Source organism: Pseudomonas sp. LBUM1676, from assembly GCF_059695605.1.
This window is the reverse complement of record NZ_CP166777.1, coordinates 6,379,904-6,391,979: the sequence shown is the minus strand read 5'-3', so window position 1 is coordinate 6,391,979 and position 12,076 is coordinate 6,379,904. Positions and strand designations below refer to the sequence as shown.

Sequence of the window (12,076 nt, the reverse complement as noted above, 5' to 3'; positions counted from 1 at the left end):
TTTTCCTACAGGAAAAACTGGCCTCCTACAGAGCTAACCCCTTCCTTTTGCAGGACGATTCCTAGATTATTTCGCACGCTTGCGCCGACAGATTTCCGTGCCTAATCTCCGTCCGTCACTGCTCATCAGTGATCGGGTTTAGTCGCCCGGATCTTTCTAGGCGCACAGCGCCACCTCATTCCAGGTGTTTTCATTGCCTGAAAGTTATGGTGGCTGTGCGCAGGGCACCCTCGGGTGCGCCGGGTTGCCTAGAGACCGGTCGACTAACCTGCGTGCAGCCGCCACCCCTGTTCGTTTAGTCGCGATATCGGTTGGCTCCAATTAGCTCTAGGAGTTTTACCAATGAAAAAATCTGTCCCCGATCCACCTCCCGAAACGTCCACCCAAGGCAAACCCACCGACGATCCGCCAAGAGACCGTTCCGCCCTTTATCGTGCGATCGATTTCTACCTGACCGGTGAACAACCGTCGGCACCGGATGAATTGCGGTTTTACAACGTCAGTGATGATGTGAGCTTCGAAGACACCCAACTCTATTTCGCCGACCTGCTGCGCTGTGCCTCGGTCACCGCCTATCAATGCGGCGAACACCTCAAAGGCGCGGACAGGGCCATGGTGTTTTCCGTCTGGCATTCGCTGGAGATCGCCAACGCCATGGTTGATCGGTCGATTGATTGTCTGGGGATGAAGCAGGGTCGGGATTGATCCGAGTCATTGGTTGTCACTGATATTGCTCCCGCGAGCAGGCTCGCTCCCACAGAGAAGTTGAGGCGAGAAAAAAATGATATAGGAAAGGATATTTACGGAAAACACAGCAGGACAGATTAATTGGGTTAAAATCTGTCCCGCTGCTTACGCTGGTAGTAAAATAAATAGTTAAATAAATCGGACCCGTTAAATTATTGATGTGAGGCGCCAAGGCGTAGGATCTGAAGAATAGCAGCTTATACCGACATTTACGTCATTCAAAGCATCAGCTTTTGCTGGTCACGCTTTAAGTAAGTTGTCGTATAGATGTGTTCTGTTTTGCTGGTGTGGATTTTAAGGTGGTTTCTATATGTTTAAAGAAATTTAGACGGTCCGCAAAGTACATTGCTTCTGCGTGTAATTCGCGAACTGCGATGTCTTTGGAGGTAATAGGGTCTACAGTGGGGAATTGAATAACGCGTTCTTCGAAATCTTTAATGGCTTTTAGCTTTTCAGGACCGTCGGGCATCTGGGTCAGTAGATTTTTGGTTTCTTTGACTAGTTTGGCGTTATTGTCTTTGATGACGTTGGTATAAGCTTCAATTTCTGTAATGCTTTTTTTGTCTAGATTTAATTTGGAAGATTTCTCTCCAAGTTGGTAGCCTAAGGTTTTTCCTTGGTAAAGCATTCCCTGTTTCATGTTTGCGATTCCGGCTGCGGTGCTTACTATTTCTGCACTCGAGGTAGGCACTCTTGCTATAGAATTTGATCGCCCAAATAAAGCTAAAAATCCAAATGAATGCCCGGTAGGATCTATCCGATTTTGGGGGTCTCCCCCACAATAAGCATATGCATTCAACCCTCCCTTCCCAAACGGACTCCAGCTGTCCGGGCAGTTGAACCGCATTAACGCCGGATTGAACTGTCGATATCCGTTTCCTAAATGATAGTGCCCGGTCACCGGATCCGGCCGTTCGCCGTTGAACCCGAGCAAACTGAGTAAGCCATTCTCCGGTGGGCGATGACCGTAGGGCGAATAGGCGAGAGGATTAGGCTGGTTTGCATCCAGCGCATTTAATACTGAACGTTGTTGATCAGTCGCCAGCAGTCTGGCAGCCACCTTGCCGCCCTCGCCCTGTTGCTGTGCCAACAGCTGGTCGTCGTGCTGCACGATTGTGCGTTGCGCCACGCCTTGTAATTCGGTGGCCAGGCGGGTTTTGCAGTAATAGCGCTGAATGGTAGATTGTTCAAAGGGGGTGCTATCGACCATGCGATCAAGTGGATCATAGTGGTAGCGACACAATGGGATTTCGCGAGTGAGAGTAGGCATTGACTAAGCTCCGTGCAAGGTCCAAAAAGCCGAGCCGTCAGCATCATTCCTTTTTCAGTCGTTGCCTACTATCAGAACTGCTAGGGTTTTGTCCTTTCTGAAGTTAAACCTTCGGCATAGTCGCCAACATCGACGCCCGCTGGCTCACCTCGAAATACCATCCTGCCAGCTTTGGATTCGCCTCACGCCACTCCAGATCCGGGTGGCGCAAATCCAGATAGCCCAACGCACACGCCACACTGATCGCCGCCACATCGAAATGGCTGGTCAGTTCGGCAATCGCGTCTTCTTCCAGCAACGCCAGCGTGCGGCGGATTTTATCGCGTTGGCCATCCAGCCATTCGGCCCAGTGTTTTTCCGGGGCGCGCAGGGCCACTTCGTAGCGGGTCAGTACCGCAGCGTCCATGATCCCGTCGGCCATGGACGCCAGGGTCAGGCGACGCCAGCGGGCCGAGCCGTCGCGGGGGATCAGGGGGTTGCCGACGTGCTGGTGATCGAGGTAATCGAGGATGACCCGGCTGTCATGGATGACGTTGCCGTCGGCCAGGCGCAGGGCCGGGATTTTGCCCAGGGGGTTGTCGTCGATCAGTGCAAGGTCCGGGTCGACTGGCGTCAGCACGCAGTTTTGCAGGGCCACGCGGTTTTGTTGGCCGGTTTCGTGGAGCAGCACCATGACTTTGCGAACGAAGGGCGATAAGGGGTTGTGGTAGAGGGTCATGCTCGGGGCGGACATGGCGGTGTCTCGGTCAGTGGCAGGTGTCGGCAGCATAGCGCGTTGATCTGGTAGCTCAAGTGCGAGTTGAGGGCCGCGCACCGATCCAAGGTGGGAGCGAGACCGGCTTGCCGGCGAAGAGGGCGTCACATTCGACATCGGTGTCGACTGACATACCGCATTCGCGAGCAGGCTCGCTCCCACAAAAGTCAGCCGCGTTGCAGCAGCCCGCGCAGGGCGAGAAGCGCGGGGACGCCCAGGCCCAGCCAGCTGAACCCATCCCACACGCCATCGCCCAGCAACGCGGCGAACAACCCCGCGCCGCTGAGCAGGGCGATGACGGTCGGGGTGGCGAAGACTTTCCAGAAGTTCGACTGTCGCGGTTTCATGCTTGAGCCTGCGCCTGTTCGAGTACAGGTTTGGCCGACTTGCGCCGTACCACCCACAGGTAAACCCCGCTGCCGAGCACGATGATGGTCAGTACATCCAGGGTCGCCCAGAGGATTTTCATCGGCATACCGCCGTAATCACCGAAGTGCAGCGGCTGCGACATGGCCATGGCGTCCATGTACCACGGCCGTTCGGCCACGGCAGTGACTTGCAGGGTACTGGCGTCGATCAGCACTGGCGTCAGCAGATGCGAGGTCAGGTGCGTGCTGCCTTTCATGAATACCGAGTAATGGTGTTCGCTGGAGAAGCGCGTTCCGGGGAAGGCGATGAAGTCCGGTTGCATGCCGGGTGCGACGTCTTTGGCGATGTCGAGCAAACGTGTCGCTGGAGCGAGTTGCGTCAGCGGTGGCGCGTTGCGGTACGGCGCGACCATTGCGCTAAGGCTGTCGTTACGCCAAGCGGCGATCAGCAGGTCGGCGCAGGCGCTGATGACGCCGGTCACGCCGACCACCAGGGCCCAGGTCAGGGTCACCACACCGATCAGGTTGTGCAGGTCGAGCCAGCGCAGGCGGGTGGATTTGTCCTGGCGCACGGTGGCGAATTTCAAGCGGCGCATGAATGGCAGATAAAGCACAGTCCCGGACACGATCGCGACCACGAACAGCAGCCCCATGAACGCCAGCAACAGCTTGCCCGGCAGCCCGGCGAACATGTCCACGTGCAGGCGCAGCATGACCATCATGAAGCCGCCATTGGCTGACGGCATCTCCAGCGCTTCACCGGTGCGGGCGTCGAGCATGAAGGTGTGAGACGAGTTCGGTTCGGTGCCGGCAGTGGCCGCCATGATCGCGATGGCGGCGTTGGGTTCGTCTTCGTCGAAGCCGAAGTACTGCATGACTTCGCCGGGGCGATGTTTTTCCGCGGCCTGCACCAACTGCTGCAGATTCAGCTGCGGGGTGTTCGCCGGCATTGCCTTCAGCTCGGCGGCATCGCCCAACAGGTGGTCGATCTCATGATGGAATATCAAGGGCAGGCCGGTCAGTGCCAGCATCAGCAGGAACACCGTACAGATCAGGCTGGTCCAGGTGTGGACGAAGGACCAGCGGCGAATTGTTTTACTTTTCATTTCATGGCCTTCAGAAATACCAAAGCCGTCCTCGAAGGACGGCCTGGGTATCGAGCGTGTCGGATCAAGCAATTACCACTTGTAAGTGGCACTGGCGACGACACTGCGTTGGTCGCCGTAGTAGCAGTAAAAACTGTCGCACGTGGAGATGTAATCCTTGTCGAACAGGTTGGTCGCGTTCAGTGCCAGGGACGCGCCTTTGAGGCTGTTGTCCAGCCGGCCCAGGTCGTAATGCACCGCGGCGTCAAACACGGTGTAGGCGTCGGCCTTGCCCAGCCAGGTATTGCCTTGATCGCCGTAGGTGTTGCCGGTGTAACGCGCGCCGGCGCCGATGCCGAAGCCATTGAGCACGCCGTTATGCCAGGTGTAATCGGCCCACAGCGAGGCCTGTTGGTTCGGCATCAGTTGCAGGCGGTTGCCTTTGAAGTCGCCTTTTTGCACTTCGGACTTGGCCAGGGTGTAGGCGGCAATGACCTTGAGGTTTTCGGTCACGTCGGAGACCGCTTCCAGTTCCAGGCCTTTGACTTTGACTTCACCGGTCTGGCTGGTCATTGCAACGCTGTCCGAGTTGGTGGTGGTGACGGAGACGTTTTTCTGAGTCAGGTTATACACGGCAGCGGTCAGCAGGGTGTTGCTGCCAGGCGGTTGGTACTTGATGCCCAGCTCCCACTGCTTGCCTTCGGTCGGCTTGATCGAATCGGTCGGCGAGGCCGTGGCGTTGCTGGTCGGCTGGAACGATTCGGCGTAGGACAGGTAAGGCACGAAGCCGGAGTCGAACACATAGCTGATCGCTGCGTTGCCGCTGAATTTCTTGTCACGCTCGGTGTTGGTGGCATCGCCTTTGTTGAAGAACCTGGTGCCAGTGTGGACCCAGTCTTCACGACCACCCAAGGTCAGGCGCCATTGGTCGAGGGCCATCTGGTCCTGGATGTATAGACCGGTCTGGTAGGACTTCTGGTTGTAGTCATAAAACGCAGTAGAGCGAGGCGGACGAACGATCGGCTGGCCATAGATCGGGTTGTTGACGTTGGTAGTCTCGCCGTCACCGAAGATCGAGGTGTAGTTGGTGTTGCTGCGTTGGTGATCAAGGCCGATCAGCAGGGTGTGACGAATGTCGCCAGTGGCGAAGTCGCCCTGGAAGTTGTTATCCACGGCGAACTGGCTGATGTCTTCGTCGGTACTGGTGCTCGAACGGCCAACGTTGCCCTCGGCGTCGACCTGGGTGAAGGGATAGGCGCCGGGAGTGAGGGTCTGGAAGGACAGGTCCGACTTGGTGTAGCGCAGGTTCTGCTTGAACTGCCAGATATCGTTGAAGCGATGTTCAAAGGCGTAGCCCAGTGCGTAATAGGTGCGGTCGTAGTATTCCCAGTCCGGGTCGCCCAGGTTCTTGTGGTGGGAAATATCGCCGAGCGGCGAGCGAATCCTGGTGCCTTGCACCGGGAGGAACTGACTGGTAATCCCGGTATCGTCACGGGTGAATTGCGTGAGCAGGGTGAACCGGGTGTCGTCGTCGATATTCCAGGTCAGGCTCGGCGCGATGTTGTAGCGCTTGTTGTCGACATGATCGATCTGCGTACCGCTGTCGCGTATCACGCCGCTCAGACCGTAGAGAAACCGACCTTCATCATCGATCTTGCCGGTGCTGGCGAAGTTGATCTGGCGATGGTTGTCGCTGCCGTATTGCACCTGGATTTCATTGCTCGACTCGGCGCTGGGGCGGCGGCTGACCATGTCCAGCAAGCCGCCCGGCGGGGTCTGGCCATACACCGACGAAGCCGGTCCGCGCAGCAGGGCGAGGCGATCCAGGTTCCAGGTTTCCTGTTTCGGGTTGGCGTAAACACCTTTTGGCAGCGGCAAGCCGTCAAGGAATTGAGTCGGTTCGAAACCGCGTACCCGCAGCCAGTCGGCGCGGGTGTCGCTGCCGTAGCTGCTGGCGGTGATACCGGGCATGTAGCGCACGGCGTCATCGATGTTTTGCACTTTGCGATCGTCCATCTGCTGACGGGTAGCGACCGAAATCGAACGCGGTGCTTCGACCAGGGCAGTGTCGGTCTTGGTGCCCGCAGCGGTGCGGGTGGCCACATACCCTTGCACCGGGCCCCAGGCGCTTTCAGTGTTTTGCACACCGATGACGGCGGTTTCCGGCAAAGCCATCACGCCTTCGGGCACGGCCACCAGGGTGTAGGTGCCCGCGCTGCTCTGTTCCAGTTGCAGGCCGGTGCCGCGCAAGGCTTCGCGCAAAGCGCCGGCAGCGTCGTACTGGCCGTTGACCGGTGCCGAGGTTTTGCCCGCCGCCAGGGACGGATTCAGCGACAGGGCAAGGCCCGCCTGGCTGGCGATCTGGTTAAGCGTGCTGGCCAATGGGGCGGCCGGCAGGTTGTAGGGGCGAACGCTGGACACCTGCTCGGCGGCGATCAATTGACCGCAGGCCAGAGGGGCACAGAGGGCAATGGCGGTTGCCAACAACCCGGGGCGCAACAAGGTGTCTAGCGAACGGGACATACGGCGGCTCCTGAATAGAAATATTTCTCAATTGCCTGGATGCCGAACGAGAATTCAAAAGTGATAGGGGTGGATGAAAATAATTTTGATTCATTAAATCAGTGCTGAATGATCGTTGGATGAAACCGGCTTTCGTTGGGAGGCTGATGACCCCTTCGCCGGCAAGCCGGTCTCGCTCCCACATTTGACCGCGATCCCCTGTGGGAGCGAGAGCCTGCTCGCGAAGGCGATCTGACTGTCGAAACAAATTTCAGGGCCGGGCTTCAGCCTTCGCCACCGTCACCCACCACGGCGTGTGCTGTTCGATCTGCACCGGCAGGGTCGGCAGCAGGGCGCGCAAGGCCAGGTCGGTGTCGTGCAGCGGGAAACTGCCGGTGATTCGCAGGTCGGCAACTTCCGGTGCAACGCCCAGATGTCCGCGGCGATAGCGGCCGAGTTCGTTGATCAGGTCCTCCAGTCGCGCGTTATCCACCACCAGCATGCCGCGGGTCCAGGCATCGGCGCCGAGGTTGAGCGCGATGATCGGGCCCAGGCCGTTGTTGCGCATCAGCACTTGCTGGCCTTCGCGCAGAACCTGTTCTTCAGGGCTTGATTGCGGATGGGCGGCCACCGCCGACTGCAGCACACTCAGGCGCGTGCCTTCGTCCTCGCGCTTGACCAGGAATCGGGTGCCCAACGCGCGCATGCTGCCTTCGCGGGTTTCGACGATAAATGGCCGGGCATCGCCATGACCGGTTTCGATGAGGATTTCCCCTTCCTGCAGAATGATCAGCCGTTGCTTGTCATCGAAACGAACGTCCACGGCACTGTGGGTGTTGAGGTTGAGCAGCGTACCGTCGCTCAGGCGCAGGGTGCGTTGTTCGCCGGTGGCGGTGCGCTGGTCGGCCAGCCAATAGTCGAGCGGCAGGTAACGGTCACCGGCGAACAGCGCCAGGCCGATCACCGCGACGATGCTCGCCACACCGCTGCCCAGTTTGCGCACCCGCCGGCGTATGCTTTCGCGCGATTGCAGCAACGCGGTGCGGGCCGGGCCGCTGGCGACGCTGAAACGCGCGTCGAGCATGGCCAATTGGCGCCAGGCCCTGGCATGTTCTTCGTGGGCGGCATGCCATTTGGCGAATTCTTCGCGATCCACCGGATTGCCGGAATCCAGGGTCAGTTGCCAGGCAATGGCGGCATCCAGCACCTGTGCCGATACCGGTTTGGCGCTGACCGGGGTCACACCGGCTCACCGTACAGTGCGATGTAGCACTGACGAATGCCCTGGGCCAGGTACTGACGCACCCGCGGCACCGACACGCCCAGACGCTCGGCGATTGCGGCGTGGCCGAGACCGTCGAGCCGGTTATAGAGAAACGCTGCCCGGGCCTTGCTCGAGAGTTGGCCGAGCAGGCGGTCGATGTTTTTCAGGTCTTCGAGAATCAGCTGTTGCTCTTCGACTGAAGGTTGTTCGCCTTCGGGAATCAGCATCAATTCGGTGAGATAGGCCTGCTCCAGCGCGGTGCGGCGGAAATAGTCGAACAGCAGGCCCTTGGCGATCGCCACCAGAAATGCCCGCGGCTCGCGAGGCTCCTTGAGTCCGTCACGGCCGAGCAGGCGAACGAAGGTGTCCTGACTCAGGTCTTCGGCCCGTTGCGGACAGGCCACGTTGCGCCGCAGCCAGGCCAATAGCCAGCTGCGATGGTCGCGATACAACGCACCAACAAGCTCACGCTGGGGGCTTTGGACTGACGGCACGCCGTATCACCGATTGGGAAGTGTTAACTAACGAGAATTGTTCGCGATTGTGGCAGAGGCGGGGGAGGTAAGCAATTGGCCACTGGTCGGGTGATTTCAGTACGCCACGGTTGGAAGTCGAACCAATCACTGTGGGATTTAGAAGGACGGCGCGCGCTGCCGCCGCTTCCACTGACTCAACCGCTGCTGCAGATTCAACGGGCTATGTATCTGCTGCTGCCGGGCCCGGCTGAACAAAATCAGCGCCAACTCTGCCGTGGCCAGTGCATCGGCACTGGCATTGTGACGCTCGAACACCTCCAGCTTGAACCAGTCGATCCATTCATCCAGCCCAGCCTCGCGGATGTGCGCTTGAGGGCAAATCATCGGTGCTATATCCGCGACATCCAGAAACAAATGTTGCAACTTGTAGCCCAGATGATCTTTCAGCGCGCGCCCGAGCATGTGTTGATCGAACGGCGCATGGAAAGCCAATACCGGACTGTCACCCACAAATTCCATGAAATCGAGCAGGGCCTGGGCCGGGTCGCTGCCGGCGGCAATCGCGCTCGGGCCCAGACCGTGAATCAGCACGCTGGGCCCGAGTTTGAGTTCGCTGCATTGCAAAGTGCGTTCGAACTGCTGGCTGAAGTCGATCGCCCCGTCTTCGATCACCACCGCGCCGATGGACAGCACCCGGTCCTTGTTCAGGTTCAATCCGGTGGTCTCCAGGTCGAGCACGATCCAGCGTTGCTCACGCAGGCTGCACTCGCCCAGCTCGGCAGCTGCGGGCAAGCGTTGCAGGCGTAGTTGAAGTTCACCGGATAACATCGGCCCTGCCGGACGCAACCATGAAAACAGGCTCATAGCTGATACCGCAGGGCCAGGCTGCTTTGCAGGCGCTGAGCCTGGCGCAGGGATTCACGCAGGATCCGTCGATCCAGATGGTTGAGGCTGTCCGGATCGACCCGATTGGAGTAGGGCAAATTCTCCCGGGTCTGGAGCTGATGTTGCTGCATGCGGGTTTGCTGAATAAAGTGATACGCCTCTTCGTATGCCGCGCCATCCAGCCGTTCGATGACCTCTTTGTCCACCAGTTGGCGAAAGCGCTCAAGGGTATTATTCGCTTCGATCCCGTGGGCCAGCGCCAGCAAGCGGGCACCGTCGACAAACGGGGTCAAGCCCTGGATTTTCAGATCCAGGGTGGCTTTTTCGCCATTCTTGCGAGCCAGCACAAAATCACGGAAACGTCCTACGGGCGGGCGATTGCGCAGGGCATTCTCGGCGAGCATGCGCTGGAACAACCGGTTGTCATCGACCTGATCGAGAATCCCCTGGCGCAACTGCTCACAGCCTTGCTCGTCACCCCAGACCACGCGCAGGTCGAAGTAAATGCTCGAACTCAGCAGATTCTCCGGCGTGGCTTCGCGGATAAACGCCGCGAAGCGCCGCGCCCACTCGGCCCGGGACAGGCACAGCTCGGGATTGCCGGCCATGATGTTGCCCTTGCACAGGGTAAAGCCACAGAGTGCCAGGCTCTGGTTGATCTGCTGGGCGATGGGCAATAGCTTGCCGCGGATCTCGGCGGCGTGGGCCGTGTCCCTGGCTTCGAACAGAATGCCGTTGTCCTGATCGGTGTGCAGCGTCTGTTCGCGGCGACCTTCACTGCCGAAGCACAGCCAACTGAACGGGATGCCGGGGTCACCTTTCTCGGCAAGGGTCAGCTCGATCACGCGGCAGACGGTGTGATCGTTGAGCAGGGTGATGATGTGGGTGATCTGGGTCGACGACGCGCCGTGGGCCAGCATGCGCTCCACCAGTTGGCCAATCTCGCCGCGCAGCGCCACCAGGTTTTCCACGCGCTGAGCGCTGCGGATGGTTCGCGCCAAGTGCACCAGATCGACCCGTTGCAGGGAAAACAGATCCCGCTCGGACACTACGCCGCACAGGCGATGGTCCTTGACCAGGCAGACGTGGGCGATGTGCCGTTCGGTCATGGCGATCGCCGCATCGAACGCGCTGTGGTCCGGCGACAGGAAAAACGGCGCCTGGGTCATATGGCGCTCGATCGCTTCGTTGAAGTCGTCGGTGCCATCGGCGACTACATGGCGCAGGTCGCGCAGGGTGAAAATGCCCAGTGGGGCTTTCTGCTCGTCGACGATCACTATGCTGCCGACCTGCTGCTCGTGCATCAGGGTCACGGCTTCACGCAGGGGGGTGGTCGGGCTGCAGGTCACCGGGTGGCGCATGGCCAATTCACCCAGCCGGGTGTTCAGTGAGTACTGGGTGCCCAGGGTTTCCACGGCTTTTTGCTGGACTTGCTGGTTGACCTGATCCAGCAGGCTGCTGACGCCGCGCAGGGAAAAGTCACGGAACGCGCTGGAAAGTGCGAACAGTTTGATGAACGCCAGCTTGTTCAGCTGCAGGCAAAAGGTGTCTTCGGCAGCCAGGTGCTCGGTGCGGGTCGCACGCTCGCCTAGCAGCGCGGCGAGAGGGAAACACTCGCCGGTGGCGATTTCGAAGGTGGTTTCAGTCCCGCCTTTGGCCGTGTGCGGGCGTTCGCCCACGACCCGGCCTTGTTTGACGATGTAGAAATGCTCTACCGGGCCATCGGCGGGTTTGATGATGCATTCACCGGGCGCATAAAAACGCAGCTGACATTGTTCGACCAGGTACGCCAGGTGGGCGTGTTCCATTTGATTGAAGGGCGGGAAGCGCTGAAGGAACTGCAAAGTGCCCTGGATGTTCTGCAACACCGCGGTTTTCCCTGCCTGTGTGAAGGCGTCCGCTTTACTCATAACCTTTACCGCAGTCGTTTTTATGAATTTTTGTTGTCGGATGACTTGGCCATGGTCGGCCCCTGGACGCAGGGTGCCCATTGGACGTAAGTCTAGGTAGGCAGCGCGGATGTCGAAACTTGGGAAATGTCTTACGCAACTATCGGAAAAGCCTCCTACATTGGCTATAGGAAGACTTTCCGACGAAGTGCAGATTGTAGGTCTTGCTGGCGATGTCTGACGAATAAGTCAGGCGATTGAATTTGAAATGTAGAGTAAGCCATGTCCGACCACGATATTTTGAGTGACGCCGAGCGCGAGGCGCTGAGTGCCGTCATGCTCGAACCTGACTTGCCGCCGCAGCGGGTGCTGATCGTCGACGACGATAAAGACGCGCGTGAGCTGTTGTCAGAGATTCTGGCGCTGGATGGTATTCGGTGCATGACCGCAGCCAGTGGCGAAACCGCACTCAAGATGTTGAGCGAAAAGCCGTCGATCGGCCTGGTGATCACCGATCTGCGAATGGGGCATGTCGATGGCCTCGACTTGATCCGCCAGGTACGTGAGTCGGTACGGGCGGCCATGCCGTTCATCATCGTTTCCGGCGATGCCGACGTGCAGGATGCGATCGCCGCCATGCACCTGAGCGTGGTTGATTTCCTGCTCAAACCGATCGATACCGTCAAGCTGTTGGGGTTGGTCAAGCATGAGTTGGGGATGGAGCCGTAGCTTCATTTTTGTATTGTCCTGGCGAAGGCAACACCGCCGATTTCAAACAAATGAAAAAGCCCTGATCTCTCGATCAGGGCTTTTTCATGTCCGGCATCAACGCTCAG

At 58.8% G+C, this 12,076-nt stretch carries 11 protein-coding genes; 2 read left to right on the top strand and 9 right to left on the bottom strand.

From position 1 onward, the window contains the following. Window positions 1-342: 342 nt before the first annotated feature. Window positions 343-705 (top strand): DUF6124 family protein, encoded by a 363-nt coding sequence (locus tag ACA041_RS29580; protein WP_497438986.1) that lies wholly within the window; start codon window positions 343-345, stop codon window positions 703-705. Between the two features lie 289 nt (window positions 706-994). On the opposite strand, the gene ACA041_RS29575 is transcribed toward ACA041_RS29580, so the two are convergent. From ACA041_RS29575 to ACA041_RS29535, 9 genes are all read right to left on the bottom strand, one after another. Beyond that, window positions 995-2,017 carry an RHS repeat-associated core domain-containing protein gene (locus ACA041_RS29575; RefSeq protein WP_497438985.1) on the bottom strand — a complete coding sequence of 341 codons (1,023 nt, stop codon included), beginning with the start codon at window positions 2,015-2,017 and terminating at the stop codon, window positions 995-997. A gap of 103 nt (window positions 2,018-2,120) precedes the next feature. After that, window positions 2,121-2,750, bottom strand: coding sequence for a glutathione S-transferase (locus ACA041_RS29570; RefSeq protein WP_497438984.1), 630 nt, complete (start codon window positions 2,748-2,750; stop codon window positions 2,121-2,123). A 188-nt stretch (window positions 2,751-2,938) separates the two neighbouring features. Further along, window positions 2,939-3,118, bottom strand: coding sequence for a hypothetical protein (locus ACA041_RS29565; protein WP_497438983.1), 180 nt, complete (start codon window positions 3,116-3,118; stop codon window positions 2,939-2,941). Continuing rightward, complete coding sequence (locus ACA041_RS29560) at window positions 3,115-4,245, bottom strand: PepSY-associated TM helix domain-containing protein (RefSeq protein ID WP_497438982.1); 1,131 nt, start codon at window positions 4,243-4,245, stop codon at window positions 3,115-3,117. The genes ACA041_RS29565 and ACA041_RS29560 overlap by 4 nt, the downstream gene beginning before the upstream one ends. Window positions 4,246-4,317: 72 nt before the next feature. Continuing rightward, window positions 4,318-6,747: a TonB-dependent siderophore receptor gene (locus ACA041_RS29555; RefSeq protein ID WP_497438981.1), complete on the bottom strand. Its 2,430-nt coding sequence runs from the start codon at window positions 6,745-6,747 to the stop codon at window positions 4,318-4,320. A gap of 250 nt (window positions 6,748-6,997) precedes the next feature. Next, window positions 6,998-7,969, bottom strand: a complete 972-nt coding sequence (locus tag ACA041_RS29550; protein WP_497438980.1) for a FecR domain-containing protein — start codon at window positions 7,967-7,969, stop codon at window positions 6,998-7,000. Further along, the gene (locus ACA041_RS29545) at window positions 7,966-8,484 is read right to left on the bottom strand and encodes an RNA polymerase sigma factor (protein WP_497438979.1); all 519 of its coding nucleotides are present in this window, start codon (window positions 8,482-8,484) and stop codon (window positions 7,966-7,968) included. Before ACA041_RS29545 ends, ACA041_RS29550 begins: the two co-directional genes overlap by 4 nt. A gap of 138 nt (window positions 8,485-8,622) precedes the next feature. Beyond that, the gene (locus ACA041_RS29540) at window positions 8,623-9,330 is read right to left on the bottom strand and encodes a 3'-5' exonuclease (RefSeq protein WP_497438978.1); all 708 of its coding nucleotides are present in this window, start codon (window positions 9,328-9,330) and stop codon (window positions 8,623-8,625) included. Next, complete coding sequence (locus tag ACA041_RS29535) at window positions 9,327-11,261, bottom strand: putative nucleotidyltransferase substrate binding domain-containing protein (protein WP_497438977.1); 1,935 nt, start codon at window positions 11,259-11,261, stop codon at window positions 9,327-9,329. Before ACA041_RS29535 ends, ACA041_RS29540 begins: the two co-directional genes overlap by 4 nt. A gap of 261 nt (window positions 11,262-11,522) precedes the next feature. Here ACA041_RS29535 and ACA041_RS29530 point away from each other — a divergent pair, with 261 nt between their 5' ends. Next, window positions 11,523-11,969: a response regulator gene (locus ACA041_RS29530; RefSeq protein ID WP_497438976.1), complete on the top strand. Its 447-nt coding sequence runs from the start codon at window positions 11,523-11,525 to the stop codon at window positions 11,967-11,969. Window positions 11,970-12,076: the final 107 nt, after the last annotated feature.